At 63.1% G+C, this 19,813-nt stretch carries 19 protein-coding genes; 9 read left to right on the top strand and 10 right to left on the bottom strand.

The features are described 5' to 3' along the window. The first annotated feature begins 7 nt into the window (after positions 1-7). The 6 genes from ACQRBR_RS03275 (at position 8) to ACQRBR_RS03250 (ending at position 4,861) form a co-directional block, all read left to right on the top strand. Positions 8-802, top strand: a complete 795-nt coding sequence (locus ACQRBR_RS03275) for an MlaE family ABC transporter permease (RefSeq protein ID WP_303878175.1) — start codon at positions 8-10, stop codon at positions 800-802. Positions 803-808: 6 nt separating this feature from the next. Continuing rightward, on the top strand, positions 809-1,624 hold the full coding sequence (locus ACQRBR_RS03270) for an ABC transporter ATP-binding protein (RefSeq protein ID WP_168934473.1): 816 nt from the start codon (positions 809-811) through the stop codon (positions 1,622-1,624). A 177-nt stretch (positions 1,625-1,801) separates the two neighbouring features. Then, positions 1,802-2,251 carry an outer membrane lipid asymmetry maintenance protein MlaD gene (mlaD, locus tag ACQRBR_RS03265; RefSeq protein ID WP_006006299.1) on the top strand — a complete coding sequence of 150 codons (450 nt, stop codon included), beginning with the start codon at positions 1,802-1,804 and terminating at the stop codon, positions 2,249-2,251. A gap of 1 nt (position 2,252) precedes the next feature. Continuing rightward, a complete protein-coding gene (locus ACQRBR_RS03260) occupies positions 2,253-2,909 on the top strand; it encodes an ABC transporter substrate-binding protein (protein ID WP_006006298.1) in 657 nt (218 codons plus the stop codon). Between the two features lie 18 nt (positions 2,910-2,927). After that, positions 2,928-3,761, top strand: a complete 834-nt coding sequence (locus ACQRBR_RS03255; protein WP_321030937.1) for a VacJ family lipoprotein — start codon at positions 2,928-2,930, stop codon at positions 3,759-3,761. Between the two features lie 137 nt (positions 3,762-3,898). Further along, positions 3,899-4,861 carry an ABC transporter ATP-binding protein gene (locus tag ACQRBR_RS03250; RefSeq protein ID WP_427812308.1) on the top strand — a complete coding sequence of 321 codons (963 nt, stop codon included), beginning with the start codon at positions 3,899-3,901 and terminating at the stop codon, positions 4,859-4,861. A 583-nt stretch (positions 4,862-5,444) separates the two neighbouring features. Here ACQRBR_RS03250 and ACQRBR_RS03245 read toward each other — a convergent pair. The 8 genes from ACQRBR_RS03245 to ACQRBR_RS03210 form a co-directional block, all read right to left on the bottom strand. Next, on the bottom strand, positions 5,445-6,047 hold the full coding sequence (locus ACQRBR_RS03245) for a class I SAM-dependent methyltransferase (protein ID WP_427812307.1): 603 nt from the start codon (positions 6,045-6,047) through the stop codon (positions 5,445-5,447). Positions 6,048-6,284: 237 nt separating this feature from the next. Continuing rightward, complete coding sequence (gene ilvC / locus ACQRBR_RS03240; protein WP_006006284.1) at positions 6,285-7,286, bottom strand: ketol-acid reductoisomerase; 1,002 nt, start codon at positions 7,284-7,286, stop codon at positions 6,285-6,287. Between the two features lie 159 nt (positions 7,287-7,445). Next, positions 7,446-7,934, bottom strand: coding sequence for an acetolactate synthase small subunit (gene ilvN, locus ACQRBR_RS03235; RefSeq protein WP_006006283.1), 489 nt, complete (start codon positions 7,932-7,934; stop codon positions 7,446-7,448). Positions 7,935-7,946: 12 nt separating this feature from the next. Then, positions 7,947-9,638 carry a biosynthetic-type acetolactate synthase large subunit gene (ilvB, locus tag ACQRBR_RS03230; RefSeq protein ID WP_168934479.1) on the bottom strand — a complete coding sequence of 564 codons (1,692 nt, stop codon included), beginning with the start codon at positions 9,636-9,638 and terminating at the stop codon, positions 7,947-7,949. A 23-nt stretch (positions 9,639-9,661) separates the two neighbouring features. Continuing rightward, positions 9,662-9,889 carry a DUF465 domain-containing protein gene (locus ACQRBR_RS03225; RefSeq protein WP_168934480.1) on the bottom strand — a complete coding sequence of 76 codons (228 nt, stop codon included), beginning with the start codon at positions 9,887-9,889 and terminating at the stop codon, positions 9,662-9,664. A gap of 61 nt (positions 9,890-9,950) precedes the next feature. Beyond that, the gene (locus tag ACQRBR_RS03220; protein WP_040369507.1) at positions 9,951-10,253 is read right to left on the bottom strand and encodes a YggT family protein; all 303 of its coding nucleotides are present in this window, start codon (positions 10,251-10,253) and stop codon (positions 9,951-9,953) included. A gap of 2 nt (positions 10,254-10,255) precedes the next feature. Next, positions 10,256-10,900, bottom strand: a complete 645-nt coding sequence (locus tag ACQRBR_RS03215) for an HAD family hydrolase (protein WP_303878191.1) — start codon at positions 10,898-10,900, stop codon at positions 10,256-10,258. Continuing rightward, the gene (locus ACQRBR_RS03210; protein WP_427812306.1) at positions 10,900-11,862 is read right to left on the bottom strand and encodes a hypothetical protein; all 963 of its coding nucleotides are present in this window, start codon (positions 11,860-11,862) and stop codon (positions 10,900-10,902) included. The genes ACQRBR_RS03215 and ACQRBR_RS03210 overlap by 1 nt, the downstream gene beginning before the upstream one ends. Before the next feature lie 332 nt (positions 11,863-12,194). Here ACQRBR_RS03210 and pdxS point away from each other — a divergent pair, with 332 nt between their 5' ends. The 3 genes from pdxS to ACQRBR_RS03195 all read left to right on the top strand — a co-directional run bounded on the left by pdxS (position 12,195) and on the right by ACQRBR_RS03195 (position 15,061). Further along, positions 12,195-13,157 carry a pyridoxal 5'-phosphate synthase lyase subunit PdxS gene (gene pdxS / locus ACQRBR_RS03205; RefSeq protein WP_427812305.1) on the top strand — a complete coding sequence of 321 codons (963 nt, stop codon included), beginning with the start codon at positions 12,195-12,197 and terminating at the stop codon, positions 13,155-13,157. A gap of 1 nt (position 13,158) precedes the next feature. Continuing rightward, complete coding sequence (pdxT, locus tag ACQRBR_RS03200) at positions 13,159-13,740, top strand: pyridoxal 5'-phosphate synthase glutaminase subunit PdxT (protein WP_278900346.1); 582 nt, start codon at positions 13,159-13,161, stop codon at positions 13,738-13,740. Positions 13,741-14,095: 355 nt separating this feature from the next. After that, positions 14,096-15,061 carry a P1 family peptidase gene (locus ACQRBR_RS03195; RefSeq protein WP_427812304.1) on the top strand — a complete coding sequence of 322 codons (966 nt, stop codon included), beginning with the start codon at positions 14,096-14,098 and terminating at the stop codon, positions 15,059-15,061. A 301-nt stretch (positions 15,062-15,362) separates the two neighbouring features. Here the strand turns inward: ACQRBR_RS03195 and ACQRBR_RS03190 are convergent, their stop codons facing one another. Then, positions 15,363-16,562, bottom strand: coding sequence for an iron-containing alcohol dehydrogenase (locus ACQRBR_RS03190; protein ID WP_204625164.1), 1,200 nt, complete (start codon positions 16,560-16,562; stop codon positions 15,363-15,365). 134 nt (positions 16,563-16,696) lie between these two features. Continuing rightward, positions 16,697-19,726, bottom strand: coding sequence for a hypothetical protein (locus ACQRBR_RS03185; protein WP_427812303.1), 3,030 nt, complete (start codon positions 19,724-19,726; stop codon positions 16,697-16,699). Between the last annotated feature and the right edge of the window lie 87 nt (positions 19,727-19,813).

The following is a 19,813-nucleotide window of genomic DNA, read 5'->3' as shown; positions in this document are numbered from 1 at the left end:
ACCCTTTATGAGCAGCATCCTGACGTTCTGCAACCGGCTGGGCGCCGCTGTGCTGCGCATGCTGGACAGTCTGGGCGCCGTGACCCTTTTCATGCTCGACGGCCTGCGCCATATCTTCTCCAGTCCCCGCATCGTTCCCCGCACCATCCAGCAGCTGTACGTCATCGGCTACAAATCCCTGTTCGTCATCCTGCTCATCGGCATCTTCTGCGGCATGGTGCTGGGCCTGCAGGGCTACTATACCCTTGTCCAGTTCGGTTCCGTGGGCATGCTGGGCTCGGCCGTCTCGCTGAGCCTCATCCGCGAACTGGGCCCCGTGCTCACGGCCATCATGCTGGCCGGGCGCGCCGGTTCCTCCATGGCGGCCGAGATCGGCGTCATGCGCATCTCCGACCAGATCGACGCCCTGGACGTCATGGACATCAATTCCATGGCCTATCTGGTCAGCCCCCGGCTGGTGGCCTCGCTGCTGGCCTTCCCCCTGCTCACGGCCATCTTCGACGTCATCGGCATCATCGGCGGCTACCTCACCGGCGTGCTCATGCTGCACATCAACGAAGGCGCCTACCTGTACCGTATCGCCAGCTCCGTGACCATGAACGACGTGGCCGGGGGCTTCATCAAATCCCTGGTCTTCGGCCTGCTGGTGGCCACGGTCTGCTGCCATCAGGGCTACACCACCCACATGCGGCGTGACAGTGTGGGCCCCGAAGCCGTGGGCAACGCCACCACCTCGGCCGTGGTCATCTCCTGCGTGCTCATCCTGGTGGCCGACTATGTGCTGACCTCCTTCCTGCTGTAGGTGACCATGAACGCCTGGGACATCTCTTTTTCTTCCCTTTCCGTAGGCTACGGCGACCACGCCGTGCTGCATGACATCAACGCCACCCTGCCCGGCGGCAAGGTCTCCGTCATCCTGGGGGGCTCCGGCTGCGGCAAGTCCACCCTGCTGCGTCACATCATCGGCCTTTCCCGCCCCATCAGCGGCAACCTGCGCATCGGCGGCCAAGACCTGTTCAGCCTGCCCCATGCCGAAGCCCGGCGCATCCGCCGCCGCATGGGCGTGCTTTTCCAGGACGGTGCCCTGCTGGGCGCCCTGACCCTGGTGCAGAACGTCTGTCTGCCTCTCAGCGAGCATCTGCGCCTGCCCAAGGACGTCCTGCGCGAAGCCGGGCTGCGCGTCCTGCGCATGGTGGGGCTGGAAGACTTTGCCGACTATTTCCCCAACCAGCTTTCGGGCGGCATGCGCAAGCGGGCGGGCCTTGCCCGGGCCCTTATCGCCGAGCCGCGCATCCTGCTGTGTGACGAGCCGACCTCCGGCCTGGACCCCATCACGGCAGCGCGCATGGATGCCCTGTTGCAGGCCATGCACCGCCAGTACCCGGAAATGACCATCGTGGTGGTCAGCCACGACCTGGCCAGCCTGCGCTGCATCGCCGACCATGTGCTGGTGCTGCGCGAGGGCCGGGCCATCTTTTCCGGTACGTTGCCGGAGCTGGAGGCCAGCCGGGACCCGTACCTGCTCCAGTTCCTGCGCCGTGAAGGCGGCGACGAGGAAAGCCTGGCCGACGCCCCTGCCGACCCGCGCGTGAGCGCCGCCCTGGACAAATGGTTCAGGACCTAGGCGGGGCCGGCGGCCCTCTGCCCTGTGCTGCGCTGCAGGGCCGTGCCGCCACATCCATCGTCTGATACCCGGCGAGCCGCCAACGAATGTTGCCGTATATCGTTGCGGACGCACCTTGAAGATTGCCCCTGCCGGGCGTATAACCATAGCGCGGCATTGCCGCACAAGGAAATTGCCATGAATTCTTTCCGCCAGACCGCTGTCGGCATCTTCGTCCTGCTGGGCCTTGTCTGCGTGGCCTACCTGACCATCAAGCTCGGCAAGATGGAGGTCTTCGACAGCAAGGGCTTTGAGCTTGTGGCCAACTTCAACTCCGTTTCCGGTCTGCGCGTGGGCGCCGACGTGGAGATGGCCGGTGTGCCCGTGGGCCGTGTGGCCTCCATCAAGCTGGATGACGACCTTTCCCGGCGTCAGGCCCGCGTGGTCCTGATCCTGGACAAAGACCTGCAGCTGCCCGCCGATACCATCGCCTCGGTCAAGACCAGCGGCCTTATCGGTGACAAGTACGTCAACCTGACTGCCGGCGGCTCCGAAGACATCCTGGCTTCCGGGGACACCCTGGAAGAAACGGAATCCGCCGTGGACATCGAATCCCTTATCAGCAAATACGCCCTGGGAGGTGTGTAATATGAACAACCGTCGCACGGTGCTCGGCCTGCTGGCCGGCGCTGCCCTCACCCTCTGCCTGTCCCTGCCCGGCTTTGCCCCCGCCGCCGACGCGGCCGAAGCTTCTCCGGCCCGCAAAGCCCTGGAGGTCTCCATCAGCCGTGTGCTGGACTGCATCAAAAACCCCGACTATGTGAACCCCGCCACCCGGCCGCCCCTGCGCCGCCAGATCGAGGACGAGGTCTACCATATCTTCGATTTCGGCGAATTCTCGTCCCGTACGGTGGGCCCCCGCTGGAAGGAATTTTCCGCCGCCCAGAAAAAGAGCTTCAGCAATGCCTTTGCCGACCTGCTGCTGACCACGTATCTGAACAAGGTGGACGGCTATAACGGCGAGCAGGTGGCCTATACCGGCGAGATCGCCAATGCCGCCAAGACCCGTGTGGAAGTCCGTACCGAGATCACCATGAAGGACGGTACCCGTGTGCCCGTGGCCTATCGCATGATGGCCAAGGACAACAGCTGGCGCGTCTATGACATCATCGTGGAGAACCTGAGCCTGGTCAAAAACTACCGCACCCAGTTCCAGGACATCCTGACCAGCGGCACCCCTGACGAGCTCATCGCCCGCGTCAAGGCCAAGGCCGACGAAGTGCGCAAGCAGCCGGTCGGCAAATAGCCGCCAAACGGAGACAGCATGCGTCCCCATATCCTTGTCCCGCTCCTGCTGCTGACGCTCCTGTGCGCCGTGCCCGCCGGTGCCGCTCCGGCCGCTCCGGCCACGGAACACGCGCCGTCGAGCCTGTACGACAGCAGCAGCCCCACCATGCCGGCCGGGGCCATCTCCGTGCATCCCTATGCCCATGAACAGCTGGCTGACGGGGATTCCCTGGATGATTACGACAGCGAGCCCCTGACCAGCATCGCCGACCCGCTGGAGCCCTGGAACCGCTTCTGGTTCGCCTTCAACGACATCTTCTTCCTGCATGTCGCCAAGCCGGTCTACAACTTCTACGAGACCATCGTCCCCCAGCCCATCCGGGGCGGTGTCAAAAACTTCTATGCCAACATCCTCATGCCCAAGCGCATGATCAACAGCCTGCTGCAGTTCCGCGTCAAGGAAGCCTTTGTGGAATTCGGGCGCTTCTGCATGAACACCACCGTGGGCCTGGGCGGCTTTGCGGATGTGGCCAGCACCAAGAAGATCCTGGTGGACATCGATCCCGGTGGTGAGGATTTCGGCCAAACCCTGGGCCGCTGGGGCATCGGGCACGGTTTCTACATCGTCTGGCCCTTCCTGGGCCCCAGCTCCGTGCGTGAAAGCATCGGCTTTGTGGGCGACTGCGCCACCGATGTCTTCTTTTTCGTCCATCCCTGGGAGCTGGCCACGGCTTCCGAACTCTACCTGCGCTTCAATGCCCTGGACGACCTGCTGCCCACCTACGAGAGCCTGAGCGGCATCGCCGTGGACCCGTACATCGCCGTGCGCGAGGCCTATATCCAGTACCGCGAGGCGCGCGTCAGACGCTGATCCGCCGTCACCTTGACGACATCCGGGGGAAGGAGCCGTTTCCGCAAGGAAAGACTCCTTCCCTTTTTCAAACCCGCCGTGCCGGGGCCCTGTGGGGGACCGGCCGCCCAACCCAACAGCCGGGGAACACTCCGCCCATGAACCTGGACGATACCCTCACTCTGGAACAGCTTTCCGTCAGTTTCAGCACGGACGACGGCATCCTGCCCGCCGTCCACGCCGTCAGCCTCAGCCTGCCCCCGGCGGGCATCACCTGCCTGGTGGGCGAATCCGGTTGCGGCAAAAGCCTCACGGCCCGCGCCATCCTGCATCTGCTGCCCGAAAATGCCCATATCAGCGGCCGGATCCTGTTCCGCGGACGCGATCTGCGCACCATGCCCCCCGAAGAGATGCGCGCCCTGCGGGGCCGTCATATCGCCATGATCTTCCAGGAACCCATGACTTCGCTCAATCCGGTGCTGAAAGTGGGCATGCAGACCGCGGAGCCCCTGCGCCTGCACCTGGGCATGTCCCGCAGCGATGCGCGGCAGGAGATCATCCGCCTGTTCTCCGAGGTGGGCATCCCGGCAGCAGAGAGCCGGTACGACGATTATCCCCACCAGCTTTCCGGCGGCATGCGCCAGCGCGTGATGATCGCCATGGCCCTGGCCTGCAAGCCCGACCTGCTGCTGGCGGACGAGCCCACCACGGCCCTCGACGCCACCATCCAGGGGCAGATCCTCAGCCTCATCACGGAGCAGAGCCGCAAGCGCGGCATGGCCGTGCTCTTCATCACCCACGATTTGGGCGTGGTGGCCCGCATCGCCGATAATGTGGGCGTCATGTACGCCGGGCATCTGGTGGAACACGCTCCCACGGCCGAGCTGTTCCGTAATCCCCTGCATCCGTATACGCGCGGGCTCATGCGTTCCGCACCGGGGCGTGCGGCCATGGGCATGAAGCGCCTGCCCGCCATCACCGGCAGCGTCCCCCGCCTGGACAACATGCCCGAAGGCTGCCCCTTTGCCCCGCGCTGTGACGAAGCCCTGCCGCGCTGCTTCGAGAGCGTACCTGTGGCCCGCTGCGAAGGCGACCACAGCGTGACCTGCTGGGCGGTGTAAGCCGCAGTTGCTTTTTAGATCGAGAGGAGATCCCCTTTCGCTCTGCTGTCGACGGGCGTAGCTTCCTATGAGTACGGGCACGGCCTTGCGGCCGCCATCCGGTCGCATCTCTGCTGTCGATGCCCGTAACTTCCTGCGTCGTAACGGGCACGGCCTTGCGGCCGCCATCCGGTCGCATCTCTGCTGTCGATGCCCGTAACTTCCTGCGTCGTAACGGGCACGGCCTTGCGGCCGCCATCCGGTCGCATCTTGCGGCAAAAAAGGGCCTCTCCCCTCGCCCCCCTTCCTCTCCCCAAACGCCGGTATGTCCATCTGCCTTGCGGATGGACTTTTTTGTTTTGCAGCGGCCTGGGGCGCTCAGAGATAGGCACAAAGCATCAGGATGGGGATAGGCCAGACAATGACGGGCTGTAGCCGTTACGACGGACAGCAATAAGACAAAGATGCCACCCCCTGCCCTAAACGGAAAACACCCGCCGAAGCGGGTATTTTTTCTGTCTCGAGTCACAGGGAGCAGCTGTCGGGGAAGTCAATAGGAATGGACACATCGCTCCCCTCCAGTCAGCCTGCTGAGCAGGTCGCCTCAATCAGAAGAGGGGATGCGCCGGACAAGGACCTGGATCCAACGTTCCCGCAGCTCCGCCGCACGGTCGTCCTCCCCTGTCCGCATATCCAGGCAAGAAAGCTCCGGCAGCGCATCCAGCAAGGCCCGGACACCGGCCTCATCCATATCCGTGAAACGGCGTCCGTCCGGACTGTGGCGCAAACCTTGGCCGTACTTGAAATTGAAAAACATCACGCCGCCGGGGCGCAGGGCACGCTGCAGACGTCGCAAGGCATCGGGCAGATCCGCCGGGGCCACATGCAGCAGGCTGGCGCAGGCCCAGATACCGTCGAAACGCTCCTGCCACGCCACGTCTTCGAAGCAGAGCACGGGCACCTCCTGCCCCAGCAGGAGCGCTGCCTGCCGGGCCATCTGCGGCGAAGCATCGAAGGCCTCCACCCGGAAGCCCGCCTGCCGGAAAGCCAGCGCGTCCCGCCCCGAGCCGCAACCGGCATCGAGAATGAGCCCGCCGGGGCACACATGCGGCAGAAAACGGGCATACAGGGGCCGCAGGTCCATATCATGGGATGCCGCAGCGTAGCTGGCCGCGCGCTGATCATAAAATGCCGTATCCGGTGCCACAGGTTTCCTCCCTTTGTCTCATCGTGCCGGGATGCACTGGTCATCGGCCGGACGAGGCCGCTCCATCACGGAACAGGGGCAGAGCCTGTCCTCCCCGCTGTCTTGCCGCGAGAAGTCCCGGAGGCTGGTCGCTGCCTGCACGGCCACATCACAGGGCTTCTTTTCAACGCCCCGGCCTCCGAAACAAAAAAGGGGGACCGAAGTCCCCCTTTGTGAGCGTCATGACGGACAGCGGAACTAGTCCTTCTTGTCCTTCTTCAGCCAGGTCATCATGCCGCGCAGTTCCTTGCCCACCTGCTCCAGCTGGTGGTTGGCTTCGTTGCGGCGGGTGGCCATGAACATGGGATAGTTGGCGCGGGCTTCGAGGATGAAGTCACGGGCGAACTTGCCGCTCTGGATGTCCTTCAGCACGGCCTTCATTTCCTTCTTCACGGCGTCGGTGATCAGGCGGGGGCCGGTCACATAGTCGCCGTATTCAGCCGTGTTGCTGATGGAGTAACGCATGCGGGACAGGCCGCCTTCGTACATCAGGTCAACGATCAGCTTCATTTCGTGCATGCACTCGAAGTAAGCCATTTCGGGCTGGTAACCGGCTTCCACCAGGGTTTCGAAACCGGCCTTGATGAGGGCGGAGATACCGCCGCACAGCACGGCCTGTTCGCCGAAGAGGTCGGTTTCGGTCTCTTCACGGAAGCTGGTCTCGATAACGCCGGAGCGGGTGCCGCCGATGCCCTTGGCGTAGGCCAGGGCCACCTTCAGGGCTTCACCGGTGGCGTCCTGCTGGATGCCCACCAGGCAGGGCACGCCGCCGCCTTCGGTGAAGGTACGGCGCACCAGATGGCCGGGACCCTTGGGGGCGATCAGGAACACGTCCACGTCCTTGGGAGGCACGATCTGGTTGAAGTGGATGTTGAAGCCGTGGGCGAACAGCAGAGCCTTGCCGGGAGTCAGGTTGGGCTTGATGTCCTTTTCGTACACGGCGGCCTGCACTTCGTCAGGCAGCAGGATCATGATCAGGTCGCCCTGAGCGGCAGCTTCGGCAGCGGACACGGGGGTAAAGCCGTGCTGCTTGGCCAGCTCGTAGTTGGCACCGCCGGGGCGCTGGCCCACGACGACCTTCACGCCGGAGTCGCGCAGGTTCTGGGCATGGGCATGGCCCTGGCTGCCGTAACCGATGATGGCCACAGTCTTGTTTTTCAAGACGGAAAGATCGGCATCCTGATCATAGTAAACTTTCATGGCTCTTGTCCTTTTCAATGGAAAAATACTCGGTATTCCCGAGGGGGAAACTTCTATTTGGGATGCCGTGGCGCAAATGTCAAGCGTCACGGCATCCCTCAGGCAAATTTGCCGTCATCTTCCGGTGGGGGACCGTCCGCGGCCCCGCCGCCGGGGATGCTATTCACACTTTTTGGAGCGGCGCATGGCCACGGAACCGGTGCGGGCCACTTCCTTGATGCCGAAGCGGTGCAGCAGGCTCAGGATGGCGTCCAGCTTGTCGTGGTCGCCGGTGGCCTCAATGGTCATCTCGCTGGAGCTGACGTCCACCACCTTGCAGCGGAAGATCTCCACGGTACGCAGGATCTCGCTGCGGGCGGGGCCTTCGGCCTGCACCTTGACGAACATCATCTCGCGTTCGATGGCGGGCATGTCGGCAAAATCCATCACTTTGATGACGGTCACGATCTTGTGGAGCTGTTTCATGATCTGCTCCAGGATCTGGCTGTCACCGTAGGTGGTGATGGTCATGTGCGAAACGCCCTCTTCCAGGGTAGGCGCCACATTGAGCGAATCGATATTGAAGCCGCGGCCGCTGAACAGGCCGGCCACGCGGCTGAGCACACCGGGCTCGTTCTCCACCAGCACGGAAAGAACATGTCTTTGCATGGCGTCCCTCCTCTACACCAAAAGCATCTCATCCAGGGCGGCCCCGGCGGGCACCATGGGATAGACGTTTTCCTCGCGCTCAACCATGACGTCGATGAAGGCCGGGTTGGGCGAGGTCAGGGCCTTGCGCAGCACGTCTTCCAGCTCTTCGGGCTTGCTGATGCGGTAGCCTTCGGCGCCGTAGGCCTCAGCCAGCTTCACGAAGTCGGGCTGGGCCTCCATATTGGTATGGCTGTAGTTGCGATTGTAGAAGAGTTCCTGCCACTGGCGGACCATGCCCAGATGACCGTTATTGAGGATGACCACCTTGACCGGGATCTTGTTCTGCACCACGGTGGCCAGTTCCTGGATGTTCATCTGGATGGAGCCGTCACCGGCCACGTTGATGACCAGCTTGTCCGGGAAGGCGAACTGCGCGCCGATGGCCGCGGGGAAGCCGTAGCCCATGGTGCCCAGACCACCGCTGGTCAGCAGGGTGCGCGGTTTGGTGAAGGTATAGAACTGCGCGGCCCACATCTGGTTCTGCCCCACCTCGGTGGCGATGATGGCATCGCCCTTGGTGATGGAGTACATGGTCTCGATGACCTGCTGCGGCTTGATGTGGCCATTCTTGTTATAGGCCAGCGGATGGTTGGCCTTCCATTCGTGCACGGTCTGCAGCCAGTCGGCATGCATGCCCGACCAGTCGGTATCGGCCATTTTGGCGCGGCAAATCTCCAGGATGCCTTCCAGGGCCTGGCGGCAGTCGCCCACCACGGGCACATCCACTTCCACGTTCTTGCGGATGGAGGTGGGGTCGATATCGATATGCACGATGCGCGCATGGGAAGCGAAGTCCTGCAGACGGCCGGTCACACGGTCGTCAAAGCGCGCGCCCACGCAGACCAGCAGGTCCGCATGGTTGATGCTCATGTTGGCAGCGTAGGTACCATGCATGCCCACCATGCCCAGCCACAGGTCGCCGTTGGCAGGGAAGGCGCCCAGACCCATGAGCGTGGTGGCCACAGGGATGTTCAGCTCGTGAGCCAGCTCGCAAAGGACTTCCGAAGCATTGGCCATGATGACGCCGCCGCCCGCCAGAATGATGGGCTTGCGGGCCTTGGCCAGCTCTTCGGCCGTACGGCGCAGCTGGTTCAGGTTGGGCTTGTAGGTGGGATTATAGCTGCGCATGAAGATATCTTCAGGCCAGACGAATTCCGTACGGGCCTGCATGATATCCTTGGGCAGGTCCACGAGGACAGGCCCGGGGCGACCGGAGCGCGCAAGATAGAAGGCCTGGCGGATGGTCTTGGCCAGGTTGCGCACGTCCTTCACCAGAAAATTGTGTTTGGTACAGGGACGGGTAATGCCCACGATGTCGACTTCCTGGAAGGCGTCGTTACCGATGAGCTGCGTGGGGACCTGTCCCGTGAAGACGACCAGCGGAATGGAATCACAGTAGGCTGTGGCTATGCCCGTAACGGTATTGGTGGCGCCAGGTCCGGAAGTGACCAGGCAGCACCCTACCTTGCCGGAGGCACGGGCATAGCCATCAGCCGCGTGCACAGCCCCTTGTTCATGCCGCACCAGAACATGTTTCAATTCCGGATGCCGCGGCAACTCGTCATAAATATCAATCACAGCACCGCCCGGGTAACCGAACAGTACATCAACACCTTCTTTTTTAAGGGATTCAAGGAGAATCTGCGCACCTGTGAGTTCCATAGGGTCAACTCCTGCGCCAGCAGTTATGCTCCGGCGCGATGGCTATCCAAGAGCTCCATGAGCTTGGTTTTGCCTTCAAGTTTTTGTTTCTTAAGCTGCTTCAGGGTCTGTTCCTCGGTGGGGGTACGGAAAGACTTGGCTTCCAGCTTTTCTACCTGCTTGCTGTAAATGACGTGGTCTTCCCATAGGGATTTCAGCTCCGGATCAGTGGGCAGTAGCTGTTCGATGAGTTCAATTTCATGCTGATCCATAAGAAATCTCCAGCGTTAGATGTTCGGCGCCCAGTATGGCGCCCGTTACGACAAACCGCTGCTACACCAGAGTAGCGGCAAACTGGGCCAGTGATGCGATGACGATGCGGTTGATGAGCTGGATGACCAGCAGCACCACCACAGGCGAGAAATCGATGCCGTTGGTATAGGTGAAGGGCAACCATTTCCGCACCCGGTAGAACACGGGTTCCGTCAGGGTGCGCAACGCGCGCACCACAGGGTTGTAGGGATCGGGACGCACCCACGAGAGCACGGCCGCCACGATGACAACCCAGAAATACAGATTGAGGACTATGGCCAGCAGATCGACCACGGCCAGGATGACATTCTGTACAAAAAACATGCCTACTCCCATTCATTTTGCAGCAGCCCGGCCAGTTCGTCATAACCGGCTGCCGCGAGCGGGCCTTGCAATTCCCCGCCGAATGCCGCGAACACGACGCCTGCGGCGGTGGCGGCTTTCTGGTCGTTGGGACTGTCGCCCACAAAAAGCACCTGCTCAGGATCGGCCCCCCACTGTTCAAGGATCAGCCGCACACCATCGGGGGCGGGCTTGGGGGCTGCTTCCGTCGCCGTGACTACAGGATTAAAATAGGAGGGCAACGCCAAAAAGTCCAGAACCCTTTGCATCCCTTCCGCAGTTCTGTTGGTATGCACGGCCAGACGCATGCCGTGACTGTGCGCGAGCTCGAGGAATTCCCGGTAACCGGGATAGATCTGCAGCAGGGGAACGATGTCGCGCGAATAGATGACCTCCGTCCGCACCACTTCATACATGCGCTGATGCATCTCGGGAGGCACGATGTATTCCAGCGCCTGCCGCGCCGTGGCCATGAACGTATAAGCATCCTGCTCCGGGGTCAGGGGCGGCAGTCCCAAGGCCGCCAGCACCTTATTGTAAAAGATGGCGTTGGCGGTGCGGGAATCGATCATGACCCCGTCACAGTCGAAGATGATGCCGGTAAGGCCGTGCGGGAAAAGTTTGCCCATCAGTCGTCCCCGCGCAGCACTACAGTGCGTTCTTCCTGCCAGCCGGGGCAGCAGCGGGGCGCACGCGGACGCCCGAGGATGCGCCACAGGGGGGCGCGCGCATGCAACAGGGATACGGCGTTTCCTTCCGCATCGCACAGGCGCAGGGGGCTGTCGTCGGGCAGGGGCTGGAATTCCAGTTCGCCCTGACCGTCCAGCAGGTCGCGGCGCATGCGGCCTTCGGCCAGCAACAGGCAGTCCGCCGGGGCAAAGCGCACCACAGCGTCCAGCAGACGGGGCCAGGCGGGCAGCAGGGAGTCGTCCACATGCACGGGACTGTTGAGAGTGGCCAGCGTGGCCAGGGCGGCTTCCGTATCGCGGGCATCGCCCGCCAGCAGGGCCGTCTCGTCAAGATCGGCGGGATCCATGTCCAGCGCGGCCTGCAGACGGGCATTGCTGCTGCTCAGGCTGGAGCTCAGGGCCTGGAGTTCGGCCAGGCGCTCTTCCTGCAGCCAGCTCCAGAGCAGCATGCGCTGGGCCGCACAAGCCTTTTCCCGCTCTTCGCGGGCAGCTTCCAGGGCCTGGGCCGTCTCCAGGGTGCCGTCGGCCATCAAGCCGGCACGCAGGGCGCTTTCCGCGCTGTTGCGGCGGGCACGTCCCACGTCGGCGCCCAAAGTCCCCACCGGCTGGCCGGAAAGGGCGGCATCCCCCATGCGCTGGAGGTCATCCAGACAGGCCGCGGCTTCACGCGGCGAAAAAGGCAGATCCTCCGGCATATGCCACGGCCCCTCGGGAGCCGGGGCCGCGACGGTCACGGCACGACGGCCGGATGCCGTCAGCCCTCCGGCGGCAGGACGGGAAAATTCTTCCGGCAGACCGGGCCACAGACGCAAGACAGGACAGGACCCTTCCGCGGGCAAAAGCAGTGCTTCTCCGGGCAGGGGACCACGCAGGGCGGGGACACGGATACAGAGTGCAGACATGTATCATCCTTGGTTAAGCTGGAGTTTTTAGCATACGCCACAGGGGGACACGATTGCAAGGCAAAAGCCGTCATTCCCTGACATCTTCGGAGCTTCCCTGCCCCGCCATGACTTGCGGAAAAGCTTTTCCTCAGGGGAGGCTCCTGATCTTTTCCGGCGGCTGCCGTTACCTCGACCAACCGCGACGGCGATGCAGACCGCAGACTGTGCGTGCGGGCACGGAAAACTGCCGTCCATCTTGTCAGAACAAGCTCCGAACCTTCCCTGAGGCGGGCACGGCCTGTCTGCCGTAAAGCGCAGGCCGGGCCCGGATTATTGTCACTGGCAACGATATGGCATATAACGCGCTTCTGGCCTTTAACGGCCCCACGCAACTTAGCGCACCGCACGACGGTGCCGAAGGAGTAGAAGATATGGAACAGGGCACCATTCGCCTGAAGACCGGTCTTGCAGAAATGCTCAAGGGTGGCGTCATCATGGACGTGACCACCCCCGAACAGGCGAAGATCGCCGAAGAAGCCGGCGCCTGCGCCGTCATGGCTCTTGAACGCGTCCCGGCCGACATCCGCGCCGCCGGCGGCATCGCCCGCATGGCTGACCCCACCATCGTCAAGCGCATCATGGAAGTGGTGAGCATCCCCGTCATGGCCAAGGCCCGCATCGGCCATTTTGTGGAAGCCCGCATCCTCGAGGCCCTGGGCGTGGACTACATCGACGAGAGCGAAGTGCTGACCCCCGCCGATGACCGTTATCATATCGACAAGCGCGACTTCACCGTGCCCTTCGTCTGCGGCTGCCGCAACCTGGGCGAAGCCCTGCGCCGCATCGCCGAAGGCGCGGCCATGATCCGCACCAAGGGCGAGCCCGGCACCGGCAACGTGGTGGAAGCCGTGCGCCATTGCCGCCAGGTCATGGACGAGATCCGCGTGCTCTGCTCCCTGCCCGAAGCCGAAGTGGCCAACTTTGCCAAGGAAAACGGCGCTCCCCTGGAAGTCTGCATGGCCGTGCGCAAGGAAGGCCGCCTGCCTGTGGTGAACTTTGCCGCCGGCGGCATCGCCACCCCCGCTGACGCCGCCATGATGATGCACCTGGGCTGCGACGGCGTGTTCGTGGGCTCCGGCATCTTCAAGTCCGGCGACCCGGCCAAGCGTGCCCGCGCCATCGTGCAGGCCGTGACCAACTACAAGGACTACGCCCTGCTGGCCGAGATCTCCCGCGACCTGGGCGAACCCATGGTGGGCATCGACATCTCCACCATCCCGCCGGCCGAACGCATGCAGGAGCGGGGCTGGTAGCATGGCCCGCATCGGAGTCCTGGCCCTGCAGGGGGCCTTCCGCGAACATGCCGCAGCGCTGCGCCGTCTGGGCGCCGACGTCTGCGAAGTGCGCCAGCTCAAGGACATGGAAGGCCTTGAGGGCATGGTCATCCCCGGCGGTGAAAGCACCACCATCGGCAAGCTGCTGGTGGAATGGGACATGCTGGAACCGCTGCGCCAGCGCATCCTGGACGGCATGCCCGTCTACGGCAGCTGCGCGGGCCTGATCCTGCTCTGCAAGGAGATCGAAGGCTCTGACCAGCCGCGTCTGGGCGTGCTGGACGCCACCGTGCGCCGCAATGCCTTCGGCCGTCAGGTGGACAGCTTCGAGACCGACCTGCACATCGACGGCCTGGCCGGTGAGCCCCTGCGGGCCGTGTTCATCCGCGCCCCGCTCATCAGCCGCGTGGGCGAGGGCGTGCAGGTGCTGGCCCGTCTGGATGCCGACCGCGGTGAGCGCATCGTGGCCGTGCGTCAGGGCAATGTGCTGGCCACCTCCTTCCACCCCGAACTGACCCCGGACCTGCGCCTGCACCAGTACTTCCTGGACATGCTGGCCTGATCCGCACCATCTGCCGAAAAACAACGAGCCCCGCGCCGAACGTTATGTTCGCGCGGGGCTCTGTCTTTATAGGCTACCCTAGCGCGGCAACGGTTGCGCCCTCACTTCTCCGGTACGATATCCGGCCCGTCATGTACCAATGCGCCCTTCTTCGTCCACATCCGAAGATCGCCCTGTTTATGTCCCGTCTTTCACCTCCCCTTCCCGGTACAGCCCGGACTGCGGACCGCATCCCCGCAAGGGAAGACTTTCCTTTTTTACCCGAACATGAAAGATTCGTCCCATGCTCCCCTGTCCCGACCGCAGACGCATGGCCGCACGGGGACAGCCGCCAACCTCCACCAGAGGAGTTTCCATGACCAATACCACCCTGACCGCCATCGACGGCCTGCTGGCAGGCCACGCCACGGATGACCGAAACCACACCGGCTGCACCGCCATTCTTTGCCCGCAGGGTTTCACGCCGGGCATCGCCGTGCCCGGCTTCGCCCCAGGCTGTCGCGAGACCGAGCTCATGCGGCCCGAATCCCAGGTGGACACCGTGCACGGCCTGCTGCTGGCCGGGGGCAGCGCCTTCGGACTGGCCGCTGCCGACGGTGTCATGCGATTCTTGCGCGAACAGGGGCATGGCTTCGCCATGCCGCACGGCGTCATCCCCATCGTCCCGGGGGCCGTCATCTACGATCTGGACATGAATGCCCGGCCCGGCGTGCTGCCCGATGCGGCCATGGGATATACCGCAGCCCGGGCGGCCTCTGCGGCACCGCTGGCCGAAGGGGCTGTGGGGGCCGCCTGCGGGGCCCGCTGCGGCCGCCTGTTCTGCCTTTGCCAGGATGACGCGGGCAAGCCGCTGGATCTTTCGGACAAGAGCGGCCTGGGCAGCCTGTGCCTGGAACGGGAGGGCATACAGGTGGCGGCCCTGGTGGTCCTCAATGCGCTGGGCAATGTCTACGATGCCCAGGGGAATTTCCTGGCCGGAGGGCGCTTCCCCAACGGGACGCCTGTGCCCCATGCGCAGGCTTTGGATGCTCTGGCCGGGCAGGTCCCTACCGGCAATACCGTGCTCACCGTGGTGGCGACCAACGTCCCCCTGGACAAGACCCAGTGCAGCCGTCTGGCCCGCATGGCCGCCACCGGTCTGGCCCGGCATATCATCCCCGCGCACATGCTCTTCGACGGCGATATCGTGTTCACGCTGGCCAGCAAGCAGCCCCTGCCCGAAGGGCACGGCCCCTGGAATGAACTTTTGCTGGGGGCCCTGGCCGCTGATGCCGTGGCCGGGGCCGTCTGCCGCGCCGCCCGGCCGGGGATGTTCGTGTGATGCCGCATCACAAGGGGAGCTCCGCCGGGTAAAGGGGCCCCTTCCCTGCCCTCCGCTTTTTCCGGCATGCGCCTTTGAAAAACTGCGGCGGGGAAAGGCAGTGCCCTCCGCAACGGGGCATATCGCCCTGCCGTGTCCGCGCCATCTCCAACATCCGGAAATACTCCGGCCATAGTATCAAAACTACCTGCCATGCGGGTGGTTTTTCATTTCGCACCGTGACGCCCGACAAGCTAAAGCCAAAATGCAAAAAGGCCCCCGGTTTCCCGGGGGCCTCCATTATGCAGCTATGCAGCGAGGACTACAGGGCGGCCTTGTAGATGGCGGCCACAGCGGCGTCGCTCATCATGCGCGGGTTGGTCAGACCGCAGGCGTCCTTCTGGGCGTTGGCGGTCATGGTGGGGATGTCCTCTTCCTTCACTTCCTTGCCGTACTTCTTGCCCAGGGCGATCAGGCCTTCCGGGATACCCACGTCCTTGGACAGGATGCGGATGGCCTTGATGGCAGCCTGCGAAGCGTCGGTCGGGCTCAGGCCGTCCACGCGTTCGCCCAGCAGTTTGGCGATGCGGCCAAAGCGGCGGCGGCTGGAAATCAGGTTGTACTCGCACACGTGGGGCAGCAGGATGGCGTTGCATTCGCCGTGCGGCAGGTCATAGAAGCCGCCCAGCTGGTGAGCCATGGCGTGCACGTGACCCAGGCTGGCGTTGTTGAACGCCATACCGGCCAGGTACTGGGCGTAGCACATGCCTTCGCGGGCTTCCATATCCTTGCCGTTGGCAACGGCGCGGCGCAGGTAGCGGTTGATGTATTCCATGGCCTTTTCAGCACAGGCGTCGGTCATGGGAGTGGCAGCGGTGGAAACATAAGCTTCCACGGCGTGGGTCAGGGCGTCCATACCGGTAGCGGCGGTCAGGGACGGAGGCATGCCCATCATCAGGACCGGGTCGTCGATGGCGACGCTGGGGGTGCAGCGCCAGTCAACGATGGCCATCTTCACCTTGCGGGAGGTGTCGGTGATGATGCAGAAACGGGTCATTTCAGAGGCGGTACCAGCGGTGGTGTTCACGGCCACATAGGGCGGGAAGGGCTTGCTGGATTTGTCCACGCCTTCGTAGTCGTGGATCTTGCCGCCGTTGCCGACCACGAAGCCGACGCCCTTGCCGCAGTCATGCGAAGAACCGCCGCCCAGGGTGATCAGGCTGTCGCAACCGTTGCTCTTGTAAGCTTCGGTGGCTTCCTCAACGTTTTTGTCCGTGGGGTTGGGCACGGTCTTGTCGTACACGGCATACTGCATGCCGGCGGCGTCAAGGATATCGGTGATCTGCTTCAGGATGCCCACGGCCACGATGCCCTGGTCGGTGACGATCAGCGGCTTCTTGCCGCCGAGGCTCTTCAGGCGATCGGGGATCTGGGTGGAGCAGTTCTGGCCGACCAGAGTCACGGTGGGAATGAAGAAGGACGTGATCTGGCCCATATGCATGCTCTTGACATCCGTGCTCATTGTGCAACTCCTTGGTTTGGGCATCTGAACGGTCTGGATCCCCGTCCGAGCCCGGTTTGGAAACGTTTATGGATGTACTGGAATCAACATACGCGACCAGCCCCGCCATGGCAATAAGATTTTATAAAATAGATTCAACTTTTTTTGTCTTCCCCAAAAAGAACCGGGCAGGCCGGGGCTTCGCGGGGTTTTGAAAGGATGCAGATGCGCGCCATGAGGCGCAGATACTCCTTGCGCCTGTCAAGGAAGAAAGCCAATGGTTTCGAGAAATTACGTCCAAGCAGGCCGTCCACCAGGAACTGGCTCACTTCCCGTTCGCGCATCAGCACCAGCTGGGCGCTGAGCAGCACGGCCCTGTCCGCCTCGGCCATGGAGCGTACCTTGTGCCGGAAAGCCTCCTGGGCACGCGGCTGGTAGAACCAGAAATACATCAGGTCCAGAGCGCAGATGATGAGGATGCGCTCCAGGCGCTGGGCCTCCTCACCGCCACGTCCGCGCAGACCACCGGGACGGGCCAGACAGATCAAGGCGTCCTCGCGGGGGAAGAGCAGCTCCAGCTGGGTGTAGCAGTCGAAGATGCGCTTGATGGTGCTCTCGTAGTCCCAGCGGCGCATGCGCAGGTTCACCTGGCTGTCGGCATAGCCTTCGATGATGGCCGCCACCGTATCCGAGGCCATCTTGGAGATGACGGCCGCGCTGGGCACCAGATACAGATGGGGATCGGCGATGCCCCAGAGCAGCAGCAAGTGGAAAAGGATGAAGTCGTACAGGGACGAGACCGGGATGGCCAAGGCACTGCGGAACAGGTTGCCGATGGCCGCCTCACGGGGGAACCCCCGGTAGACGTTGTGCGCGAATATATAGAAACCATTGACGATATTCAGCACGGTGAAGACCACCACCGGCTGCTCCGCCACGGTCACACCGAAGCAGTCCTCCAGAAGCCAGACGCGGATCATCACCTCCAGCAGCAGCACCGAGATGCCCGTGTACATGAGCGAGTCACAGATGCGTTTGACGCTGACGTGCTCCTTCCAGTGGGTCAGGGTGCTGCGCTTGGCACCGCGGGCTGCCATGACCATCTGGACTACGTTGCGCACACCGGTGATGCCGAACCAGATGAAGGTGCCGAACCAAGCCAGGAACCACCAGTCCTGTGTATAGATGAAGGAAACGAAAGCCGGGATGAAGCCCAGCAGTACCTTGAGGCAATTGCTCAGATTGCTGTTGAGGTACTGGCCGTTGGGCTTGGCCTCCTCTCCTTGCGGCGCATCGGTCAGACCATTGCCGCGGAAGGGGCTCAGGCCGCCGAGGTTGACCATGTTGCCCCGGTTGCTGACGCGGCAATCCTCACTGGCCGCCCGCCATACGCGGCGTCGCTCCATGCCCAGATGGTCACAGCCCGGCAAAAAGCGGAAATGAGCCAGCAGGCGCTGCCCGGGCGAGGGGTTTTCCGGCTCGTTGTAGCGGATCTGCTCTTCCACCGGTGAATAGATGGGGATGGCAGACTGCTGGCTGCCAGACTTTTTCATGGCCAGCAGGGCCCGGCGCGGCAGCGTCTCCCGTATGGCCAGGCCCATGCCGTACGAACGTGAACGGCTGGCCGAATTGCTGCCCAGACGCGACTTGAGCGGCTCGTGGCGATAGGCGGCCCAGAGCTTGGGGATGTCGCGCAGGATGGCATGGAACTTTTCCAGGCGCTCGTCGTCGCCCGCCATCTCCATCTGCCGGATCATCTGGCGCACCATCTGCTTCATGCGCGGGGCAAGGCCCTGGTTGAGCACGCGCTGCAATTCGTTGATGGCCGCGATATTGTTGAGGTGCCCCTCCACCCAGCTCTTCATGTTGAAGAGCTCCAGATGGGTGATGCGCCCTTCACAGTCCCAAAGCAGCTCCACCACGTCTTCCACGCTCAGGCCTTCGGTGCCCAGGATCAGCCGGTTACCCGTGGCAAGGCCGCTCAGATAAGCCGAGATCACCTGAGCGCTCATGCACATCAGTTCCGGCAGGTTCTCACAGGCACCGGGATGTTCCGTATTGGGGATGCGCGGGTTGTGGTTCGGGTTCAGCCACAGGGCCTGCACGTCATCGGGACCCAGATTGTCCAGACGCTGCAATTCTTCCATGGCCTCGGGATCATCATGCCGGGCACGCAGGATCTCGGCCCGGGCATGCAGGCTGGGCTGGATATGCTTGTGCAGGTATTCGGCCAGGCGCAGCAGGGAGGCGTGGCCGCGCCCCACGAAATCAAGGAATTCCTCCAGGCCCATGGGGGGGACCGAAACGCCCCAGAGCTTCTCCAGACGCGGGCGCTCGTCCTCGTTCCAGACTTCCAGGGTGTGCAGGGCCACTTCGCGCCGCCAATGCAGTACCTCACGCCCTTTCTCCAGCATCACCCGCATCTGCGGGCTGCGCAAGAAGTCCAGAAAGCCCTTGCCGGAACTGAAACCGCGCGGCATCCAGACCAGGTTCACGAAGCGGTTATAGAAAGGCACGCTGAATTCCAGGCCGATGCGCACGGAGATGCCTACGATGCCCGACGCATGGATGACCTCGGTGGCGGCCTCCAGATCCACACTGTTGTCGTAGACCACCGTGATGGAACGCAGGCCCTTGATCCAGGCGTCCATGATGAGGTGGGTGGGCGTTTTGCGGCCCTTGGTGTTCACGTCATAGACGTGGTCGTCGAAGGCAAGCTGATTCCAGGCTTCGGGCATCTCGGGCAGATGATAGCGTGCCAGCATGCGGCGCACCACGCGTGGCGTACCCAGGGCAGTGCTGCGGAAATCATGGGCCAGCATGAGCTGGCGGGTCTCGTCACCGTGGGCGCGCACCATGTCCTTCATGATCTGCATGAGCGCACGGGCAGTATTGCGGCGCAGGGCCGAATGGGCGCTGGTCAGCACCTCGTCATACAGGGTCTGCAGGGCCAGCAGGCGGTCACGCGAGCCGCCGACCTCCAGATTGCGCAGCAGGTTGATGACGGCATAGGCCATGCGGGAGGCCGGAGAAGTGACCAGCTCCTTGATGCCGTGGGGATGCAGCTCGGGATTGAAAAGATTGTCCCGCGAGGGCACGTTGGGCGCTTCAAGGATACGGTTGACCAGGACGAGGATGTCCCTGTCCTGCTTGTCAAAAAAGATACGGTCAGTGAGTTTTGCCACGGCGTCTCCCTTTTTTTCCTGTCTGTGGCCCGGGTTGGGCAAAACAGGATAACGGACTATGCCAACAAAAATAAAAAACCGCCACCG

Origin of the sequence: Desulfovibrio sp. SGI.133 (genome assembly GCF_050313955.1) — a bacterium.
Taxonomy (GTDB): domain Bacteria; phylum Desulfobacterota; class Desulfovibrionia; order Desulfovibrionales; family Desulfovibrionaceae; genus Desulfovibrio.
This window is presented reverse-complemented; position numbering and strand designations above follow the sequence as displayed.

Excerpts from the sequence above, each read along its gene's own strand:
- ACQRBR_RS03275 (WP_303878175.1), top strand. The coding sequence starts at position 8 with ATGAGCAGCATCCTGACGTTCTGCAACCGGCTGGGCGCCGCTGTGCTG.
- ACQRBR_RS03220 (WP_040369507.1), bottom strand. The coding sequence starts at position 10,253 with ATGTTTTTTGTACAGAATGTCATCCTGGCCGTGGTCGATCTGCTGGCC.
- ACQRBR_RS03250 (WP_427812308.1), top strand. The coding sequence starts at position 3,899 with ATGAACCTGGACGATACCCTCACTCTGGAACAGCTTTCCGTCAGTTTC.
- ACQRBR_RS03190 (WP_204625164.1), bottom strand. The coding sequence starts at position 16,562 with ATGAGCACGGATGTCAAGAGCATGCATATGGGCCAGATCACGTCCTTC.
- ACQRBR_RS03270 (WP_168934473.1), top strand. The coding sequence starts at position 809 with ATGAACGCCTGGGACATCTCTTTTTCTTCCCTTTCCGTAGGCTACGGC.
- ilvC (WP_006006284.1), bottom strand. The coding sequence starts at position 7,286 with ATGAAAGTTTACTATGATCAGGATGCCGATCTTTCCGTCTTGAAAAAC.
- pdxT (WP_278900346.1), top strand. The coding sequence starts at position 13,159 with ATGGCCCGCATCGGAGTCCTGGCCCTGCAGGGGGCCTTCCGCGAACAT.
- ACQRBR_RS03195 (WP_427812304.1), top strand. The coding sequence starts at position 14,096 with ATGACCAATACCACCCTGACCGCCATCGACGGCCTGCTGGCAGGCCAC.
- ACQRBR_RS03225 (WP_168934480.1), bottom strand. The coding sequence starts at position 9,889 with ATGGATCAGCATGAAATTGAACTCATCGAACAGCTACTGCCCACTGAT.
- ACQRBR_RS03215 (WP_303878191.1), bottom strand. The coding sequence starts at position 10,900 with ATGGGCAAACTTTTCCCGCACGGCCTTACCGGCATCATCTTCGACTGT.
- ilvN (WP_006006283.1), bottom strand. The coding sequence starts at position 7,934 with ATGCAAAGACATGTTCTTTCCGTGCTGGTGGAGAACGAGCCCGGTGTG.
- ACQRBR_RS03260 (WP_006006298.1), top strand. The coding sequence starts at position 2,253 with ATGAACAACCGTCGCACGGTGCTCGGCCTGCTGGCCGGCGCTGCCCTC.
- mlaD (WP_006006299.1), top strand. The coding sequence starts at position 1,802 with ATGAATTCTTTCCGCCAGACCGCTGTCGGCATCTTCGTCCTGCTGGGC.
- pdxS (WP_427812305.1), top strand. The coding sequence starts at position 12,195 with ATGGCATATAACGCGCTTCTGGCCTTTAACGGCCCCACGCAACTTAGC.
- ACQRBR_RS03255 (WP_321030937.1), top strand. The coding sequence starts at position 2,928 with ATGCGTCCCCATATCCTTGTCCCGCTCCTGCTGCTGACGCTCCTGTGC.
- ACQRBR_RS03210 (WP_427812306.1), bottom strand. The coding sequence starts at position 11,862 with ATGTCTGCACTCTGTATCCGTGTCCCCGCCCTGCGTGGTCCCCTGCCC.
- ilvB (WP_168934479.1), bottom strand. The coding sequence starts at position 9,638 with ATGGAACTCACAGGTGCGCAGATTCTCCTTGAATCCCTTAAAAAAGAA.